Below are 20,215 nucleotides of genomic sequence, written 5' to 3' on the forward strand. Positions count from 1 at the left end.
ATTGTAATTATAGAGTATGAACAAATTATTTTATCTGTTTATAGGCTGCTGGTTGCTGTTGATAGGAACCAGTTGCGAAAAGTTACTGGAAGCAAAAACTGAATCGTCTATTACCGACGCAGATTATTTTCAAAGCGAAAGTGATTTTGATCCATACGTTGTAGGCATATATATGTACCTGCGCGGTTCTGCAAGAACTGGTCCGCAAAACATTACCGGCATTGCCAACAACATTACCTATGGAACGGAACGCGGTGAAGAACTGGTATCGGCCCTCAATTCACGTTTTACGCAGGCCTGGACACAAAACATTACGCCTACGACCGGTGCATTCGATTACACCAACTGGTATAAAGCCATTGGTAATTGCAACCTGCTGCTGGCAAAAATTGAGGCGTTTACTTTTGTCAACGAGAACGCCAAAAAAAGAATAACCGCAGAAACGTATGCTTTACGGGCTTATATTTATTTCAGTTTGCTTCGCATTATTGGCGATACACCGTTAATGCTCGATGCCATCACCAATGAAAATGTGCCCCGGTTACCCCGGTCAAAAGCAACCGATGTAATGAAGCAGATCATCGCCGACCTTGACCAGGCAATAACCTTGTTCCCCGAAAAAACAATTCCGAGCAAATACCGCTTCTCCTACGCATCGGCACAAGCGCTGAAAGCAGATGCCAGATTATGGAGCGCCAAAGTACTGGCGGGTGGCGCTAACGATTTAAACGATGCCATCACCGCGCTGGCTGAAGTAGAAAAAACAACAGGGCTTGCCTTACGCGCAGATTTTAAGGAAGTAACTACTGCCCGGGCGAATAGCGAGATACTGCTGGCCGCTTATTTCAACCGCGATGAATGCAACGCAAATTATGCACTCAATGCATTGCCATACCTCACTGGTATAACCGGCGCCACTAACCTGGATAGCCTGCCTTACTGTATCATTACTTCAAACGGACAAGGGGCCTACCAGATAAGCGCCAAATCAAAAGCCCTGTTTGCCAGTGGCGATAAACGCATTCCGTTTACCTGGGTTACCGAGCGCCAGGGCGCTACCGCTAAAATTTCGTGGATCACCAAACTGCCCGGAACAAAATATGCAGATGACCGGGTATCGGACAATGATATTATTATGTACCGCCTCGGTGAAATATACCTCATGGCTGCAGAAGCCTATGCCGGTATTAACAATACAACAAAAGCGATCGAATACCTGAATAAAACCCGGGTACGCGCAGGGGTGGGTAATTATGCAGGCGCTACTGATAAAGCAAGTGTTGAAAAAGAGATCCTGGATGAACGTGGCCGTGAGCTGTTCTTTGAAAACAAACGCTGGTACGACCTGGTGCGTTTCCATAAAGGCGGCACCATTAATGTGTACACCTACGTGCCGAACCTGGTGGGAAAAACCACGCCGCTGTTCTGGCCGCTGGCAGCCAATGTAATGGCAAATAACGGCGGGTTATTGCAAACAGAAGGGTATTGATCAATGGGCAATAGACAATTTTCATACATAGCTTCAAACTATGCAAAAAATAAAAACGTATTGTTGGTTTATTGGTTTTGTGATGATCATATGGTTACCGATTCCCGTTCGTGCTCAGACCAATGACAAGCCAGATACCCTGGCGTTATTTGTGTCTGGCACGGACGGGTATAAAAGCTACCGTATTCCAGCTATTATAACAACCACAAAAGGCACACTGCTGGCATTTTGTGAAGGCAGAAAGAACAATGCCGCCGATGCCGGTGATATTGACCTGTTACTAAAACGCTCAACCGATGGCGGCCGTACCTGGAGCGCGCAACAGGTTATCTGGGACGATAGCACCAATACCTGCGGTAATCCTTGCCCGGTGGTAGATGAAACAACCGGCGCCATTTGTTTGCTAATGACCCACAACTTAGGCGATGATAAAGAAAAAGAAATTATAAAGAAGATCAGCCGCAGTACCCGCACCGTATGGATAAGCAGAAGCAATGATGATGGTATAACCTGGTCGGCGCCCGAAGATCTTACCGCTACCACTAAAAAGAAAGAGTGGGGTTGGTATGCAACCGGTCCGGGCATTGGTATTCAAATAAAGCATGGCCCACACAAAGGCCGACTGGTGATTCCCTGTGATTATAGTTTTGATGATTCAACCACCGTTCCAAAACAGGGCCATCCTAACATGGGTTCGCATAGCATTCATAGTGATGATCATGGCGCTACCTGGCAATTGGGCGGTACCATTACCCCAAAGATGAACGAATGCCAGGTAATAGAAGTGGCAGATGGCAATGGTACGTTGCTCATGAACATGCGCTCATATTTTCAGCGCTTTTGTCGCGCGCATGCGCTCAGTTATGATGGCGGCATTACCTGGACGGGCCCGTATGATGTACCCACGTTGGTAGAACCGGTTTGCCAGGCAAGTATTATCCGGTATGCGTGGCCCACAAAAAAAACAAAAAGTTGCATGCTGTTTCTGAATCCGGCTTCAGCCAAACGGCTCAACATGACCATCAGGGCAAGTTATGATGAAGGACAAACGTGGCCGGTGATCCGTACTTTATTTGCAGGCCCGTCGGCCTATTCCTCTATGGCCATTTTGCCCGATGGAACCATCAATTGTTTATACGAAGCAGGCCGCAAACATCCGTATGAAACCATCCTGTTTCAAAAATTGAAAGCAAAAGAATTGTTTAAAAGATAAAAAAACTCAATTTAATATAATAATGAGCACATCCACGAGTCACATTACCGGATTGTTAGCTGCACCTTTTACACCTATGCATGCTGATGGAACCATTAATTTCGACAAAGTACCAGATATAGTGAACCTTTTAATTGATAATAAGGTGAAAGGTATGTTTGTTTGCGGCAGCACCGGTGAAGGCCCTTCTCTTACCACAGAAGAAAGAAAACAACTGGCAGCAGCATTTGTAAAAGCAGCGAATAAAAGATTACTGGTATTTGTGCACGTTGGGCATAACAGTATAACAGAAGCGCGTGAACTGGCAGCCCATGCCAAAGAGATTGGCGCAGATTGTATTTCTGCTACGCCTTCCACATATTTTAAAGTAGATTCCATTGACCTGCTGGTATCGTGTTTACAGGAAATTGCAAAAGGCGCACCGTCATTGCCATTATACTATTATAATATTCCGGCTTTAACCGGGATCAGCCTCGATATGGTAAAATTGCTGGAGAAAGCAGGGGAGGCCATCCCTTCATTTGCCGGTATTAAATATACTGCCCCCTTGATCCATGACTACCAGGCATGTGTTAACTTCAACAATAATAAATACGACATTTTGTATGGTACCGATGAAATGTTGTTAGGCGCCTTGGCTACCGGTGCAAAAGGTTTTATTGGCAGTACCTATAATTTTATTGCGCCTTTATACAATGCATTGATCGAAGAGTTTAATAATGGTAATCTGAAAGAAGCGCAACGACTGCAATATATTTCCGTAGAAATGGTACGAATAATTGTAAAGTATGGCGGATTGCGGGCGCAAAAAGCGATGATGAAACTGATCGGTTGCGATTGCGGCAATGTGCGCTATCCGCTGAATCCGTTTGCAGTGCATGAATACAAATTGCTGGAAACCGATCTGAGAAATATTGGTTTCTTTGAGTGGGTTTGTAAGCCGAAGGCGGCTGTTGTATCTTAAATGGTGAGTGGCGAGTAGCTAGTGGGGAAAGCCAAAAAAGGAATAGCTGATAAAAGCGAGGCCCAATATTAATGGCGAGTGACCCGTAAGGTCCTTACTAGCCACTAGCCACTTACTACTAGCTTTAACGAACGAATATGAAAAAACGATTCTTACATATATTTCTTCTCCTTCTAAGTTTAACCAGCTTCGGGAATGATACCACCAAACCCTACCTCCAATGGGCGCAATTGACCGCTATTCCAGACCAGGTGGGTTTTGCCGGTTCTTTTGCCGGCGTATCTAACGGCGCGTTGCTGGTTGCCGGTGGTTCCAACTTCGGTGTAGGCGGTACGCCCTGGAATGGTGGCGTTAAAACCTGGTATGATAAAATATTTGTGCTGGAGCAGGCCAATGGCCAATGGAAAGAAGCTGGTCGCTTGCCCCATCCATTAGCATATGGCGTCTCCTGCACCTGGCAGGATGGCGTGATCATCGCCGGCGGCAGTGACGCTACAAAACATTACAGTGAGGTGTTGATGTTGCGTTATAAAAATGGAACAATCGAAACAGAGAACCTGCCTTCCTTGCCAGCAACCATTGCCAACGCCTGCGGCATTATTATCGGTTCCAAACTATATATAGCTGGTGGCATAAAAGAACCAGGGGCAACCCAGGCTGAAAAAAATTATTGGGTGTTGGATCTGTTACAACCTGCGGCACAACGGGCATGGACGACTTTAGAACCCTGGCCTGGTGCGGGTAGAATGTTGGCTGTAGCTGGTGCACAGGAAGGTGCTTTCTATTTAATAAGCGGTGTTGCATTGTCGAAACAGCCAGGCATTAGCACGGTTCACCGTACCTTTTTAAAAGATGCGTACAAGTATGTGCCCGGTAAATCCGCCGGCTGGCGGAGCATTGCCGATCTGCCACAATCAGTAGCAGCAGCGCCATCGCCTGCATTTACTACCGGACAAACGCATTTGTTGGTATTTGGCGGCGATAACGGAAACTATTTTGATCAGAATGCGTCGCTGCAGCAAAAGCATCCGGGCTTTTCGCGCGAGGTATGGATGTATAATTCTATTACCGATTCATGGAGCACAATAGGAGCGGTGCTTACCGAAAAAAAGGCAGATGTGGAGAGCAACCCCAATGCCAGTACCTGGGCGCCGGTTACCACAACTTCGGTTGTTTGGAATGGTAACCTGGTGCTGCCAGGTGGCGAAGTGCGCCCCGGTACCCGTACCAACCGGGTATTGATGGCAACTCCCATACAGCCTCCCGGTGGTTTCTACCTGTTCGACTGGACCATTGTTGGCATTTACTTTTTGCTGGTGATCGCTATCAGCGTAATTGTATCGCGCAATATGCAACGCACTACCAGTGGTTTCTTTTTGGGCGGCGGAAAAATTCCCTGGTGGGCAGCGGGGTTGAGCATCTTTGGTTCTAAATTAAGCGCCCTTACTTTTATTGCCATTCCTGCCAAAGCTTATGCCACCGATTGGGTATACCTGTTGAACAATGTAATGATTGTGGTGGTGGCGCCGATAGTCGTGTATTTTTATCTGCCGTATTTCCGTAAACTCAAACTCACCAGTGTTTACGAATACCTGAACATCCGGTTCAACCGAAAAGTGAAATGGCTGGGCAGCTTAACGTTTGTATTGTTCCAGGTTAGCCGGTTGGGCATTGTTATTTATTTACCGGCGCTGGTGCTGAGTGCGGTTACCGGTATCGATATTTTTGTTTGTATCATTGGCACCAGCCTGATCACTACTGCGTATAGCGTATCGGGTGGCATTGAAGCCGTGGTTTGGACAGAAGTAATGCAGGTGGGTGTACTGCTGGGCGGCGCGCTGGCGACCTTATTTTTTATTGCCAGCTCTATGAATGGCGGGTTTGGTCAATTGTTCACTGAAGCCATGCAGCACGATAAATTCCGGCTGGCCATCACTGATTGGACGATCACCGAACCGGTGTTATGGGTAGTGTTTATCGGTGGATTTCTTACCCAGCTTGTTACTTATTCTTCTGACCAGGTAGTGGTGCAACGCTATCTCACCACTTCTACCGAAAAAGAAGCTAAGAAATCAATCTACACCAATGCCATCCTGGTAATACCTGCCTCACTTATTTTTTTCAGTGTAGGTACTGCGTTATGGGTATATTACAAACACCATCCGGCCGCATTAAATCCGCATGGCCGTACCGACGATGTATTCCCCTGGTATATCAGCAACCAGTTGCCTTCGGGTTTGGCCGGGTTAGTGATTGCCGGGTTGTTTGCGGCCACCATGTCAACCATCAGTAGCAGCATGAATTCCATTGCCACGGTCATTACTACCGATTTTTATCAAAGTGTTCGACCTGCCAGTACCGACAGGCAACGGTTTGTTTTTGCCCGTTATGCAACCGTAGTGTTAGGCGGGTTGGGTTGTTTGATTGCAGTGTACATGGTTTACCTGCGCAATGCCTCTATTTGGGACCAGTACATTAAAATAATCGGGTTATTTGGCGGTTGCCTGGCGGGCATGTTCGTGGCGGGCATTTTCTTCCCGCGTATTCACAGTACCGGAATTATAACAGGTTTTATTGTAAGCGCCATCAGCCTGTATTTTATTCAGGCAGCAGGCATCATAAATTTCTTCCTGTATCCCGTAGTGGCAGTGCTCATTTGTGTGCTGGTAGCGTATATTACTAGTATAATGGTATCTGGTAAAAAAGCAACACAGTATAAGGCTAGTAGTAAATAGCAAGTGGCGAGTAGGGTTACTACTTGCTACCTTCCTACTCAATTATTTTCAGGCTTCGGTTTTTATCGGCCATCCCCTCAATTGGCCTTCCCCACTAGCTACTTGCCACTGACCACTCGCTAAAGTTTATAACTATACTCGATCTTCCCGATCAGCATTTTGTTCTTGCTAAAACACTCATCTTTCTGTTTTAATCCTTTTTCATCGTACCGGTAAAACCATTTCTGGTAATCTACGCCGCCGCTGGTAGTAACCAGCATCATGGCAATGCGGCCGGCTTCATCGTATTCAAAAATATAATCGGGTAATAATTTTTTAACGCGGCTATTGTATCTTACCACATCGGTTAACCGGTTCTTATCATCGTAATAATAATAAACCACTGGTTGTTCATTGCCGGCATGTACGCTTCTTTCTTCGCTCACATTCTCTTTTTCATCCAGTTTAAAATTCACAATAGTGGTATCTGAACCGCCCTTTATTTTCAGCATTTTTTCGGGCTTACCTGCTTTGTTGTAAAACCAGAAATGTTGTTCCCGGGTTGTATACCCACCGGGTGAAAACGACATATTGGTAATGCCGCTTATCTGGTTGTTGGCATCGTACGTATATTGAATAACTACCTTATTGCCGTCGGTGGTATCGATGCTCTGGATCAACTGTCCCTTATCGTTAAAATAATGCGTGATCTCGTCTTTACCGCTCAGGCTGGTGGTGGTTTCGGTAGTGATCGTAGCAAAGTTGGCCGATACGGTTTGCGAACCGCCAAAACCTTCAATGGGCTGGTTATTGTTATCGAAGCTGGTCATTTTCACCGAGCGCACTTTATTGGCCAGGTATACAGCCCGTTTTTTGACAATTTCATTGGTCATCACCAGGTCATTGTAATAGTGCTGGCTGTATGCTGTATGAGCAATAAAACTAATAAGAAGAGTTAACCCCAATATTCTGGTCATATTATAAACAGCTTATTTTTTTAGCGCTTTAGTAACGAATAATTTGGTCCAATAATACAACGTCTATGTGAATTTTTCTCTAAAATAACCCGTTTCCTTATTTTTAGTTAAAATTTCCACTTTGTCACATAGTAAAGAACGTCATGAGAAAATTTGCCTGAATTGTAATGCTGAACTAAATGGAAGGTATTGTCATATATGTGGACAGGAAAATATTGAGCCAAAAGAAACAGTATGGGGCCTCATCAGCCATTTTTTTTACGACATTACCCATTACGACGGCAAATTTTTCAGTACAACTAAATACCTGATAACCCGCCCCGGTTTCTTACCAAAAGAATACATTGAAGGCCGGCGTGCCCGTTACCTGCATCCCATCAGGATGTATGTTTTTTCTTCGGCTGTATTTTTTATTATTTTTTATTCCATGTTCACTTTTAACTGGGCCGAAAAGCGGGACCAGAAGAGAATGAAAGCAGACAATGCGAAAGTTGCCAAAAATACGCTTGACTCAGCTAAAATAGAGGCGCTGGCCAGTGCAAAAGACAAAAGCGATTCTGCGGTTATAGAGATCGCCTTCGACAATGCAGTTAAACCGTACATTTTAGCGCTGGAAGAAGATGAAGAAGATACAGTTGGCACAACTGATAAATGGAAGGAAAAGTACCGGAAGAAAAAAGAAGCAAGAGAAAAGAAGGAAAAAGAAAGAAAGGAAGGCCCTGATATCAATGTAACCTACTCTGAAACACAGTATACCAGCATCAGTCAATATGATTCTGTACAGAAAACCCTGCCTGCCGATCAGCGGGATAGCTGGCTTGAACGCAAGGTTGAACATCGCAAAATAGAATTGAAAGCACGATATAAGGACAATGAGCGGGCCCTTTGGAGTGACCTGCTTCAAAAATTCACCCATACATTTCCCTACCTGTTGTTTGTATCATTGCCATTGTATGCCTTTTATCTGAAGCTACTGTACTACCGGCGCAAACAGTTCCTGTATGTTACACACGGCATATTCTTAATATACCTGTATATCTTTACCTTCATTGATCTTTTAGTGTACTTTGGAGTAGACAAAATAAAGGATACCCTGGGCTGGGGCTGGATCGGCTGGCTGGAAGCAGTGGTATTGTTATACGGGATATTTTATGCATTCTTGGCTATGCTTAAATTTTATGGCCAGGGCATTGGAAAAACATTGCTCAAATTCATTATCCTGAACATACTTGCTTTCTGGTCCATCATATTTTTGTTCACGGTATTCTTTTTATTTGCCGTATATAAACTTTAACAAATTGAGATTATGCAACAACAAGCGGTGGGCGAAGCATTTATGCGACTGGTAACTATAATGGACGATCTGCGTGAAAAATGTCCCTGGGATAAAAAGCAAACCGAGCAAACATTACGGCCGTTAACAATAGAAGAAATGTACGAACTGGCCGATGCCATCACCGAAAACGACTGGAAGGGAATAAAAGAAGAACTGGGCGATCTGTTGTTGCATATAGTATTTTATGCAAAGATTGGGGCTGAACAGCAACAGTTTACCCTCACAGAGGCAATTAATGGCATTTGCGAGAAGCTCATCAGCCGCCATCCGCATATCTATGGCGATGTGCAGGTTAAGGATGAGGAGGAAGTAAAGCAGAACTGGGAAAAGCTGAAATTAAAAGAAGGGAAGAAGTCGGTGCTGAGCGGTGTGCCGGTTTCGCTGCCGGCAGTGGTAAAAGCCACCCGTTTGCAGGAAAAAGCCCGCCAGGTTGGGTTTGAATGGGATAACCGCGACCAGGTTTGGGATAAAGTGACCGAAGAAACGGAGGAATTGCATGAAGCGGTAGCCGCCAATGAAAAGCACCGTATAGAAGAGGAGTTTGGCGACCTGCTGTTTTCCCTGATCAATTACGCACGATTTTTGCAGATAGATGCGGAGAACGCACTCGAAAAGACCAATAAAAAATTTATTTCGCGGTTTACCCGCATGGAGCAGGTGGCGTTACAACAGGGGAAACCCCTGGCCGATATGACCCTGGCGGAAATGGATGCCATCTGGAACTCGATAAAAAAACAAAACCCCGATAATTGAAGCATTTGCAGCACAAATTATTAAACAGGCATACGTATACATTATTGGCTGCCATAGCCCTGTTTACCCTCGGTTATTTTTTGAACAGGTATGTTACCGATGTTACCTCGCCCCGTTATTTTGCCCGTCTTATTCAAAACAGGATCCAGGAAAAGGAAAAAGATTTTCAGCAACTGACCAGCGATACGACCTTAATGGGTTCGCTCGTTGATCAAACTTATACCGATGCCACGCTGCAGGGTTTGCTGGATACGGAAAAGGGGTACGGTTTATACATATACGATGAAACAGAGTTTGATGTACCACCTGCACTGCTTTTTTGGAATACACAATTAATTCTACCAGTTAAAAATTTATCAGAGGACAGTATGAGCAGCCGACTTGAGCGGCTCTCAAATGGTATTTATATTCATACTGCCCGCGTATTGTATCTGCGGAACGACCGGCGCCTGATCGCAGAAGCGCTGATACCGGTAATGAGGAAATGGCAGTATAATGTGGAAACGGAAAATCTGCAGAAGGAGTTTGTTGATTTGAAAGGCGCTACACGGCAGGTTGACATCTCCAATACGGTAACCGATTTCCCGATAAAAAACCTCGCTGGCGATGTATTGTTCTATCTGCAGCAAAACACGTTGAACGGCCGCCCACATAACACGTGGGTGATACTGGTGGTGATAGCCGGGTTTTCTCTATTGTTTTTATTTCTGCACCAGTTGGCCGATTACGTTTGCCGTAATTATGGCATCTGGTATGGCATAGCCCTGCTGGCCGGTGCGGTTGGCGCCATGCGGTTAATTGTGTATGGTTTTCCTGATATTCTTGCCTTGCGCCAGTTCGAGTTGTTCGATCCCTCTATTTATGGGTCCAGTTATATCTTAAGTTCGCTCGGCGATCTGCTGATCAATGCCCTTTTGTTATGCTGGGTGCTCACCTTCATTAACCGGCGTATAAATATCCCGGCTATCCACCCTTATCCCGAACCCTGGGCGAACTGGCTGGTGCTTGTGGTAACGGTAAGCGCCCTGGTAATTGTAACCTTTACGTTTGCCGCCATTTTGCAAACCATGGTATCGGATGCCAAGATCTCTTTTAACGTTACCAACTTCTTCAGTTTAATTGCAACACCATATAGTTTTGTAGGGTTTATGGTGCTGGCTGTGCTGGCGCTGAGCTATTTTTTCATGTCGCAGATCTTACTGACCGTGGCCGGAAAAATGGTAGGCGACCGGAATTACTTTATGTTCATAATTGCCGCTGCTATTGGATTAATGATATTGTCACTAACCGGTAACCACAGTATTGTAGAACTGAACCTGTATGTATTGCTCTGGTTGCTGGCATTTATGTGGCTGATGCAACAACGCATTTTTGCCGGCCTTAACTTCAGGCTGAATGTTTCGGAAGTATTGTTCTGGCTGTTTGTGTTCTCTTTCTCCATGTCGGCCGTGATCATTTTTGAGAACAGAAAACTTGAACTGGAAGACCGCAAACGTTTTGCAGCAAAACTGGCGTTGCAGGCCGATCCTACCAGTGAGCACCTGTTGAGTGTTAACATGGCGTATATCGACAGCAATTTCGTGGTGCAGAACATGGCCCGCTTCAGCAAGCCGCAAACCAATGCTTATCTTAAAGACAGCATTGTACGAAAAAGCGATCTGATAAATTATAAATATAATATCAGGATCTTCACGTTCGATTCTTCCGATGTGCCCCTGTACAATGATGAACAGGCCTCATACGATACCCTGAATACGATCTTCCAGATCCAGGGTAAGAAAACAGCCATACCAGGTATGCGGTTCTTTGAACGTTCGTTCGATAAATTCGCCTACATCTTCAAACGGGAAATTAACGATGGAAAGCAAAAACTGGGTTCTATATTCATACTGGCCGATCCACGGCGATACAAAACCGAAGCGTTAACACCGGAATTGTTCAGGCAAAACAGCGTCCTGCTGCCTGAACAGTATTCCAGCGTGTACTCATACGCCATTTACGACAGTACCCGCAACCTGATCCTGAATTACAACGATTATGCCTTTCCAACTCATTTGGCCAACTGGCTTATACCAACGGAAGAATTTGAACGCCGCCGCAATAATTCTTTTGAAGAATTGTGGCACCGGCCTTCTTCAGATAAAGTTGTGATCATTGCCCGCAAAAGGAATTCACTTATTGAGGCCATCACCTTGTTCGCTTACCTGTTCAGTACCTTTTTGTTCCTGCTGGCATTTTACCGGCTCGGTTCCATTATCATCCGAAGCCGCTTGCATTGGTCGATATTGAAACAGTACATGCAGTTAAACATCCGGTCGCAAATTCACAGTACGATCCTGATGGTAAGTTTGCTGTCCTTTATCGTGATCGGGGTGGCAACCATTCTTTTCTTCATTAACCGGTATCAGCGTAATAACCAGGACCGGCTTACCCGCGCCATGCAGATCATGGTGAACCAGGTGCAGTCGCATATTAACCAACAACATCCTTTGGGGGCAGACTCTTTATTCTATGAACCGGTGTTCAACGAGCAAATGGAGCGGTTGATACAGGAAATTTCTGAAGTGCATGGTATGGATGTAAACCTTTATGATACCGTAGGAGGATTAAGGGTTACCAGCAACCAGGAAACGAATATTTATACAAGCGGGGTATTAAGTACTAAAATGAACCCGCTGGCATATTACCGGTTGTACCATTTACAACAGATACAAACAGTGACCAATGAACAGGTGGGTAAGCTGGATTATCTGAGTATCTATTCACCCATTCGCAACGAACGCGGGCATGCCGTTGCCTTTTTGAATATACCATCGTACACTACGCAAACCGAGTTGAAACAGGAGATCTCCAACTTCGTGGTAACGGTCATTAACCTGAACGCATTCATCTTCCTGATAGCGGGTGGAATAGCGTTGGTGATTACCAACCGCATTACGCAATCCTTTACCATCATCAGTCAGAAAATGCGGGAAGTGGGCCTGCGTAAAGTGAACGAGGCCATTGAATGGAAACGGGATGATGAGATAGGGGTATTGGTAAAAGAGTACAATAAGATGGTGCAAAAGCTCGAAGAAAGTGCCGAAGCATTAGCCAAAAGCGAGCGGGAGAGCGCCTGGCGTCAAATGGCCCGGCAGGTAGCGCATGAGATCAAGAACCCGCTTACGCCCATGAAGCTGAGCATTCAATATTTGCAGAAAGCCATCGATAATAATTCAACCGATGTAAAAGTGCTCACGACCAATGTGGCCAAAACACTGGTTGAGCAAATTGATCACCTGTCGAAGATCGCTTCCGACTTCTCGCAATTTGCCAATATCGGTAATCCGAAAAACGAAGTATTTGATCTGCACGAAATGCTGCAATCGTTGGCCAGTTTATACAATACGGGCGGTAACCTCGACTTTAGATGGAACCCGGTTGAACAACGGGTATTGCTGTTTGCCGACCGTACGCAGTTGAACCGGTTGTTCACCAATTTACTGCAGAATGCCGTGGAAGCCTGTGCCAACCGCGACCAGCGGATCATCAGGATGAATGAGCAATTAAACGGTGAGTACATTACCGTAAGTGTGACCGATAATGGAGATGGTATTCCTGAACAAACGCAATCGCGCATCTTCACGCCCAATTTTACTACCAAAACTTCAGGCACGGGTTTAGGCCTGGCAATGAGTAAGGGTATTGTGGAACAGGCTAAAGGAGAGATCTGGTTTGTGACCAAGGAAGGCGCGGGAACTACGTTCTATGTTAAGATACCGTTGTTAAGAGCGAATTGATAAAAGTAAGTTTGTAGTTTGTAGTTTGTTGTTTGTTGTTTGTGGTTGCTCCGCATTTTGAGCAGGTTCATTAAATTAGAATTTCTGATTTTTGAAGTTTAGGGTGCTCAAATAAACAGGGCAACCCCGAATTAAAAGAACAACAAACCATAAACCACAAACAACAAACAACAAACTGTTCCCTATATATTCTTAGCTTTCTTTCGTTTCGCCAGATAATCTTCAAACTCAGCTAAACTAAAGCTACTAAGATTTTGCTGTTTCGATAATCCGCCTTTTTGTGCGGCCAGCACACCATAACGGCAATCGTCATATCCTTCTACCGAGTGCGCATCGGGGTCAATGGAGATCAATACGCCTTTTTCAATGGCATAATCAATCCAGCGCCAGTCGATATCCAACCTGCGCGGGTGGGCATTCAGCTCAATCACCACCTGGTGCTCTACACAGGCATTGATGATGGTTACATGATCAACCGGGTAACCGGGACGGCTGAGTAACAACCGGCCTGTCATATGACCTAAGATCGTTGTATGCGGGTTGCGGATGGCGTTCAGCAACCGCATCATCGCTTTTTCTTCCGTCATTTTTAAATTGGAGTGTACCGAAGCGATCACCAGGTCGAAGGTGCCAAGTACATTGTCGGAATAATCCAGTGCGCCGTCGCCCAGGATATCACATTCAATACTTTTGAAGATTTTGAACGGCTTCAGCTTTTCATTCAGCTCATCGATGTACCGGTGCTGCTCGCGAATGCGTTCTTCGGTCAATCCATTGGCATACGCGGCGCTTTTGCTGTGGTCGCTTATAACCAGGTACTCATAACCTTTATCAATACAGGCTTTTGCCATTTCTTCTATCGATTGCACACCGTCGCTCCATTGGCTGTGCGTATGAATGATACCTTTAATGTCTCCGGGTGTTATCAGGGTTACCGGATTGCTTTTTACCGTTTTCAGCACATTGGCCTGTTCGCGCAGCGGCGGGGCAATGAACGGTAATTGCAGGGCGGTAAAGATCTCTTCTTCCGATTTGTACGAAGCAGTACTATTCCATTCGGGCAAGGCCTGCGTAGCCGTTATAAATTCCTCGCTGCCGCTGGTTCGAAAGAGAATGGTATAGAAGTTGTCGGCTGTAGCTCTGTAGAATTTCAACAAAACATTCTCGGGGCCCATCACACTGAAAATATCTTCCAGCGTTTCGCGGGTGGTGTAGTTGTTGGCGCCGAGAAACGCGAGCAATTCTGTTTCGGTGGCTGTAGTTACCCATTCCAGCCGGTCAATGATCTCTGATTGACGTCTGAATTGTCCGGTAAGGGCAAACATCCGTTGCGGGAATTGCTTTTTTAACGTGGCGTCAATTACTACAGCATAGGCTTCAGTTTCAGCATACAGGTGGCTGCCCTGGCTTTTCATATAAAACTCAATGGACTCCTGTACGTTCTTCTGCGTTTTCTCACCAAAACCTTTGTATAGCAATAAGCGGTTCTCGTTGCAGGCATACAACAGCTCACCTACCGATTCAACGCCCATTTCTTTCCAGATCGTTGCCACTTTTTTAGGCCCCAGCCCTTTTATGTTCATCATTTCCAACACCCCGGGCGGCGTTTTCGCAATAATTTCTTCCAGTGCACGCAGCTTACCGGTTTGCAGGATCTCAATAACTTTTTTGGCTACCGAATCGCCAATGCCTTTGATAGATACCAGTTTTTCTTCCGGCATTTCTGCCAGCGGTTGTGTTACTTTCTCAATAGCAAAGGCGGCGCTGGAATAGGTCCTCGACCGGAAAGAATTCTCCCCATGCATGTCCATTAGTTTGGCCAGCAGGGAGAATTGTTCGGCAATGAAATAATTATCAACCATAATTGTGGTAGTAGGTTTGAACTGGGTGCTAAATTAAGAAATCTCCACCACCACATCATCCTGTTCAACAAACACCCCCTCATTCAAAACAACATTCCTCACTACCGCTGCCTGGGGCGCTACGATCGTAGATTCCATTTTCATGGCCTCGATAACGAACAGCGGCGTATTCTTTTGAACGCTATCACCGGTTTTCACCAGTATCTTGGAGAGCTTGCCCTGCAGCGGCGCGCCAATCTCATTGGCCGCGGTCACTTTCCTGTGGGTAGGCTTTATAGAGGTAAAGCTTTTGTCTTTTATAAAGATCGACCGGGTTTGACCATTCAGTTTAAAGAACACCTGTTTGTACCCATTCTCATCCACGTCGCTCATATGTAAAAATTTAATGAGTATGCTTTTGCCGGGCGCCAGTTCTATCAGCGTTTCTTCATTGGGCTTCAAACCGTAAAAGAAAACAGGGGAGGGAACATAGTACACTTCCCCGAACGTACTTTTAAACTGATGGTATTCATCAAATACTTTTGGATAGAACAACGCAGATAACAGATCGAGGCTGGAATACCGGTTACCATATTTGGCTTCAAATTTTTTCCATTCCTTCTCCAGGTTCAGCGGTTGTAAATGTGCGTTGGGCCGGTCGGTAAATGGTTTTTCATTTTTAAGAATGAGCTTTTGCAAGGTGTCAGGAAAACCGCCCGGTGTTTGTCCAAGGTCGCCGCGGAATAAGCCGATCACCGAATCGGGGAAAGAAATGGTTTCCCCTTTTTCAAAGATATCCTGTTCGGTATAGTCGTTGGCCGTCATGAACAGGGCCATATCGCCCACTACTTTCGATGAAGGCGTTACTTTAACAATATCGCCAAACAGTTTATTCACCACTACATAATTCTTCTTGATGTTGGTAAACTGGTTTTCCAAACCCAATGAGCGGGCTTGTGGGCGCAGGTTGGAGTATTGTCCACCCGGAATTTCATGGTCAAACACTTCCGCCGTACCGGCCTTTAATTGCGATTCGAACGGATAATAGTATTCGCGTACATCTTCCCAGTAGTTGGAAAGCTCGTTCAATTTATGCAGGTTCACCGGCAATTCGCGTTCGTGGCCCTTCATCATGGCCACTATGGAATTAAAATTAGGTTGCGAGGTTAGTCCCGACATAGATGCAAGCGCCACATCTATCACATCAACACCCGCTTCAATCGCTTTCAGGTAAGTAGCTGCCTGAATGGATGACGTATCGTGCGTATGCAGGTGAATGGGTATGTCAACCGCTTTTTTCAGTTCCTGTACGAGTATGCCTGCCTGGGTAGGCTTTAACAAACCGGCCATATCTTTTATGCCCAGGATATGCGCGCCCGCATCTTCCAGGCGTTTAGCCAGGTCGAGATAATATTGCAGGTTGAATTTTTGATTGCGTTGCGGATCAAGAAAATCGCCGGTATAACAAATGCAGGCTTCAGCCAGTCCGCCCGTTCTTTCGCGCACTGCATTAATGCTCACCTGCATGCCTTCGAGCCAGTTTAACGAGTCGAAGATGCGGAAGATATCGACGCCGTTCTTCCAGGATTCCTCAATGAAGGATTCCACCAGGTTATCGGGGTAGGCAGTATAGCCCACCGCGTTAGAACCGCGGATCAGCATCTGGAACAAAATATTGGGAATGCGTTCGCGCATCAGTTGCAGGCGTTGCCAGGGGCATTCATGCAAAAAGCGCAGGGCCACATCGAAAGTAGCGCCGCCCCACATTTCAAGCGAAAAGATCTCCGGGTGGTTTTTGGCCACGGTTTCCGCCACCTTCAACATATCGGTAGTACGTACCCGCGTTGCCAGTAGCGACTGATGAGCATCGCGAAACGTGGTATCGGTGTATTGAATGCTGCCCGTATTCTTCAGCCAGTGTATAAATTTTTCGCGGCCCATTTCGGTGAGCCGGTCTTTTGATCCCTTGGTAATATGTTGTTGCACGGTATCGGGTACTACCGGTGTGCGAAATGTTACAGTAGGATTTACAGTTGGTACATCGGGATGGCCGTTCACAATAATCTCAGCAAGGTATTGCAGCGCTTTGGTACCGCGGTCCATACGGGGCACCAATTGAAACAGCTCGGGATGATTATCTATAAAATCAACAGTCGCCTGGCCATTTTGAAACGTGGGATTTTGCAGCACGTTCTCCAAAAAGGCAATATTGGTTTTTACACCGCGAATACGAAACTCTTTTAACGTACGCACCAACCGGTCGCACGTCTCTGCCAGGTTGCGGCCACTGGCCGTGATCTTCACCAATAAAGAATCAAAGAAAGGGGAAATGCTAACGCCGGGGTAGGAGCTGCCTTCATCGAGCCGTATACCCGGGCCACCGGCATTGCGATACGCGATCAGCGTTCCGAAATCGGGTTTGAAATTATTGGAAGGATCTTCGGTGGTTACGCGGCATTGAATGGCCACGCCGGAGATCTGTAGTTGTTCCTGCGAAGTAATATTAATAGGCGCATCGGTAAGCGCATAGCCCTGTGCTACCAGGATCTGGCTTTTTACAATATCGATACCGGTAATTTCTTCGGTAACGGTATGTTCAACCTGGATGCGCGGGTTCACTTCAATAAAATAGATGTTCTCTGCTTTGTCAACCAGGAACTCCACGGTACCCGCATTATTATACTGCACCTGTTTGCAAATGCGAATGGCGTAGTTGTGCAGTTTTTGACGTGTGGCTGGTTGTAAAGAAATGGCCGGCGCTACTTCCACTACTTTCTGAAAGCGGCGTTGTACGCTGCAATCTCTTTCAAACAGGTGAATGATATTGCCATGATGATCGCCGAGGATCTGCACTTCAATATGTTTGGGCGATTCAATAAACTTTTCGAAGAACACGGTATCGTTACCAAATGCGGTTTTAGCTTCATTACGCGCTTCAAGCACGGTTTTCTCCAGGTCTTCATCGTTGCGTACCACGCGCATGCCACGGCCACCACCACCGGCAGCAGCTTTAATGATAATGGGATAACCAATGCGACGGGCTTCCTGTAATGCAATTTCGGTAGATTGAATATTTGCCTGGCTGTCTTCGATCATAGGCACGCCTGCTTGTTTGGCAACTTTCTTGGCGGCGATCTTATCGCCTAGTTGTTCCATGATGGGAGCGGTAGGGCCAACAAAAGCAATGTTTTCTTCAGCGCATCTTTGAGCAAACCGGGCATTTTCTGACAGGAAACCATAACCGGGATGGATGGCATCGGCGTTTTCGCGTTTGGCAACGCGAATGATCTCTTCAATATCGAGGTAAGGTTTCAGCGGATCATCGTTCTTACCGATCTGGTAGGCTTCATCGGCTTTGTAGCGGTGAAGAGAATACCGGTCTTCAAATGTGTAGACGGCAATGGTCTTAATATTTAACTCAGTAGCAGCACGCAGTACCCGAATCGCAATTTCGCCACGGTTGGCAACGAGAATTTTCTTAAACATGACAAGCAGTTGTAGTTTTTGTTTATTATTCGATAAAGGAAAACCTTTTTTTGAGCCATAAACTACGGCAATTGAGCAAGCGCCTCAACAATTTTCACATGTGACGATGAAAAAACGGTACCAGGGTGGTTGGGTATAGGATCTGATCTATAGCATCATCAGAAAGCAAATCACAACATACATCTGTGTAAACAATGGAAGAGTTCCCCTAAAGGTGGTGTAAAAATAAGAAGAGAATGGCTATCAGGATTTGTTTCTTCATTTTCATTTCCAATTCCTCCTTCACTTCAACATTCTACATTGAGCATTCAATATTCGATATTCCTGTATTCCCTTTTTCATTTCTCTGTTTTTCATTCTTAATTTTTAATTTCTGTTGAAACACAGGCTGGGGGCGGGTTTCAGCGATTGTTAAATTTTGAGCGGCTTGTCCTGAGCGGAGTCGAAGGATCGAAGGGGTACAAAAAAAAAGTCCTCCCGATCGGGAGAACTTTGATATTTTTTGCTTCCAAAAAGCTGAAGTTATTTCTTCTTCTTTGCAGCTTTCTTCTTTTTAGGAGCGGCTTTCTTTGCAGCTTTTTTTGCAGCTTTTTTCTTAGTTGCCATGATTTGTGAATTTTAACGGTTAGTAAAATAGAATTTAACTGGTGTAAAAATAAAAACTTATTTCAAACCGCCAAAACTTTTTTTACTTTTTGTAAAAAATTCACTATACACTATACAACTAACAGGTAATGCAACCGCTTAGGTTATGCAACTACTGCTGCTACGCTTACGATAGTTTTATCGTTCTTGGTCTTTCTGAATTCAACAACACCGTCAGTTAATGCAAAGATGGTGTAGTCTCTTCCGATACCAACATTTTTTCCGGGATGATATACAGTGCCACGTTGACGAACAATGATGTTACCTGCAATAGCAGATTGACCACCGTAAATTTTAACGCCAAGGCGTTTGCTTTGTGAGTCGCGACCGTTCTTTACACTGCCTTCCCCTTTTTTATGTGCCATGGTAGATAGATTGAAAATTTGAAAATGACTTATTTAAAAATTCCAAAAACCAAATAACAGAGCCAAATAAAAATCCAAGAACCAAATTTCAAATCCCAAATAAAACCGAATTCACTTTTTCTCTGAATTTGGAGCTTGAGATTTATGTTTTGGAATTTATTAAGCGATACCTGTTACCAGAATTTTTGTGTATTGCGTGCGATGACCGTGTTTCTTGCGGAAACCTTTTCTTCTTTTCATTTTAAAAGCGATCACTTTATCGCCTTGCACCTGGTCAAGGATCTCAGCTTTAACAGCACCTTTTACAGCACTACCTACTGACAGTTTCCCCTCGTTATCTAACAGGAGGATCTCAGAAAATTCCACTTTGTCTCCGGCTTTACCGTCAACGCGCGGTACATATAAAGTTTGGTCCTTTTGAACCTTAAATTGTTGTCCGGCGATTTTAACTATTGCAAACATAGGTTTCCAAAATTAGGAGTGCAAAGGTAAGGGTTTGCAGCAGATTGTGAAGGGTTTAACAGGGAAATTTTTAGAATTTATACAGTAAAAATGCAACTTTTATGAGATAAAATATCATAAATATTGATTTTTAGCAGTTTAGATGGCTGAATGGCTTTAATGGCCTGATGGGTTTGCCTGCCGAAAGCTGT

Annotated in this window: 12 protein-coding genes; 7 read left to right on the forward strand and 5 right to left on the reverse strand. The window is 45.1% G+C overall.

Annotated features, from left to right (window positions below; genetic code table 11):
- Positions 1-16: 16 nt before the first annotated feature.
- The 4 genes from FAM09_RS28465 to FAM09_RS28480 all read left to right on the forward strand — a co-directional run bounded on the left by FAM09_RS28465 (position 17) and on the right by FAM09_RS28480 (position 6,401).
- Entirely contained in the window at positions 17-1,489 is a 1,473-nt protein-coding gene (locus tag FAM09_RS28465; RefSeq protein WP_136580569.1) for a RagB/SusD family nutrient uptake outer membrane protein, read from the forward strand.
- Between the two features lie 40 nt (positions 1,490-1,529).
- Positions 1,530-2,702, forward strand: coding sequence for a sialidase family protein (locus FAM09_RS28470; RefSeq protein ID WP_136580570.1), 1,173 nt, complete (start codon positions 1,530-1,532; stop codon positions 2,700-2,702).
- 22 nt (positions 2,703-2,724) lie between these two features.
- Positions 2,725-3,666 (forward strand): dihydrodipicolinate synthase family protein, encoded by a 942-nt coding sequence (locus FAM09_RS28475; RefSeq protein WP_136580571.1) that lies wholly within the window; start codon positions 2,725-2,727, stop codon positions 3,664-3,666.
- 137 nt (positions 3,667-3,803) lie between these two features.
- Positions 3,804-6,401 carry a sodium:solute symporter family transporter gene (locus tag FAM09_RS28480; RefSeq protein ID WP_136580572.1) on the forward strand — a complete coding sequence of 866 codons (2,598 nt, stop codon included), beginning with the start codon at positions 3,804-3,806 and terminating at the stop codon, positions 6,399-6,401.
- Between the two features lie 119 nt (positions 6,402-6,520).
- On the opposite strand, the gene FAM09_RS28485 is transcribed toward FAM09_RS28480, so the two are convergent.
- Positions 6,521-7,357, reverse strand: coding sequence for an RHS repeat domain-containing protein (locus FAM09_RS28485; RefSeq protein ID WP_136580573.1), 837 nt, complete (start codon positions 7,355-7,357; stop codon positions 6,521-6,523).
- A 121-nt stretch (positions 7,358-7,478) separates the two neighbouring features.
- Here FAM09_RS28485 and FAM09_RS28490 point away from each other — a divergent pair, with 121 nt between their 5' ends.
- From FAM09_RS28490 to FAM09_RS28500, 3 genes are read left to right on the forward strand one after another with little or no spacing between them, the layout of a single operon-like run.
- Positions 7,479-8,651 (forward strand): DUF3667 domain-containing protein, encoded by a 1,173-nt coding sequence (locus FAM09_RS28490; protein WP_166437298.1) that lies wholly within the window; start codon positions 7,479-7,481, stop codon positions 8,649-8,651.
- Positions 8,652-8,663: 12 nt separating this feature from the next.
- Positions 8,664-9,446, forward strand: a complete 783-nt coding sequence (gene mazG, locus FAM09_RS28495) for a nucleoside triphosphate pyrophosphohydrolase (protein ID WP_136580575.1) — start codon at positions 8,664-8,666, stop codon at positions 9,444-9,446.
- Between the two features lie 5 nt (positions 9,447-9,451).
- Positions 9,452-13,225: a sensor histidine kinase gene (locus FAM09_RS28500; RefSeq protein WP_136580576.1), complete on the forward strand. Its 3,774-nt coding sequence runs from the start codon at positions 9,452-9,454 to the stop codon at positions 13,223-13,225.
- Positions 13,226-13,407: 182 nt separating this feature from the next.
- On the opposite strand, the gene FAM09_RS28505 is transcribed toward FAM09_RS28500, so the two are convergent.
- The 4 genes from FAM09_RS28505 to rplU form a co-directional block, all read right to left on the reverse strand.
- A complete protein-coding gene (locus FAM09_RS28505; protein WP_136580577.1) occupies positions 13,408-15,087 on the reverse strand; it encodes a DNA polymerase/3'-5' exonuclease PolX in 1,680 nt (559 codons plus the stop codon).
- A 33-nt stretch (positions 15,088-15,120) separates the two neighbouring features.
- Entirely contained in the window at positions 15,121-18,552 is a 3,432-nt protein-coding gene (locus tag FAM09_RS28510) for a pyruvate carboxylase (RefSeq protein ID WP_136580578.1), read from the reverse strand.
- 749 nt (positions 18,553-19,301) lie between these two features.
- On the reverse strand, positions 19,302-19,562 hold the full coding sequence (gene rpmA / locus FAM09_RS28515; protein WP_136580579.1) for a 50S ribosomal protein L27: 261 nt from the start codon (positions 19,560-19,562) through the stop codon (positions 19,302-19,304).
- A 159-nt stretch (positions 19,563-19,721) separates the two neighbouring features.
- On the reverse strand, positions 19,722-20,024 hold the full coding sequence (rplU, locus tag FAM09_RS28520) for a 50S ribosomal protein L21 (protein WP_136580580.1): 303 nt from the start codon (positions 20,022-20,024) through the stop codon (positions 19,722-19,724).
- Positions 20,025-20,215: the final 191 nt, after the last annotated feature.

Source organism: Niastella caeni, from assembly GCF_004834005.1.
Lineage (GTDB): Bacteria > Bacteroidota > Bacteroidia > Chitinophagales > Chitinophagaceae > Niastella > Niastella caeni.

Bases quoted from the DNA above. Each gene is read 5' to 3' on its own strand.
- FAM09_RS28465 (WP_136580569.1), top strand. From the start codon at position 17: ATGAACAAATTATTTTATCTGTTTATAGGCTGCTGGTTGCTGTTGATA.
- FAM09_RS28470 (WP_136580570.1), top strand. From the start codon at position 1,530: ATGCAAAAAATAAAAACGTATTGTTGGTTTATTGGTTTTGTGATGATC.
- FAM09_RS28475 (WP_136580571.1), top strand. From the start codon at position 2,725: ATGAGCACATCCACGAGTCACATTACCGGATTGTTAGCTGCACCTTTT.
- FAM09_RS28480 (WP_136580572.1), top strand. From the start codon at position 3,804: ATGAAAAAACGATTCTTACATATATTTCTTCTCCTTCTAAGTTTAACC.
- FAM09_RS28485 (WP_136580573.1), bottom strand. From the start codon at position 7,357: ATGACCAGAATATTGGGGTTAACTCTTCTTATTAGTTTTATTGCTCAT.
- mazG (WP_136580575.1), top strand. From the start codon at position 8,664: ATGCAACAACAAGCGGTGGGCGAAGCATTTATGCGACTGGTAACTATA.
- FAM09_RS28505 (WP_136580577.1), bottom strand. From the start codon at position 15,087: ATGGTTGATAATTATTTCATTGCCGAACAATTCTCCCTGCTGGCCAAA.
- FAM09_RS28510 (WP_136580578.1), bottom strand. From the start codon at position 18,552: ATGTTTAAGAAAATTCTCGTTGCCAACCGTGGCGAAATTGCGATTCGG.
- rpmA (WP_136580579.1), bottom strand. From the start codon at position 19,562: ATGGCACATAAAAAAGGGGAAGGCAGTGTAAAGAACGGTCGCGACTCA.
- rplU (WP_136580580.1), bottom strand. From the start codon at position 20,024: ATGTTTGCAATAGTTAAAATCGCCGGACAACAATTTAAGGTTCAAAAG.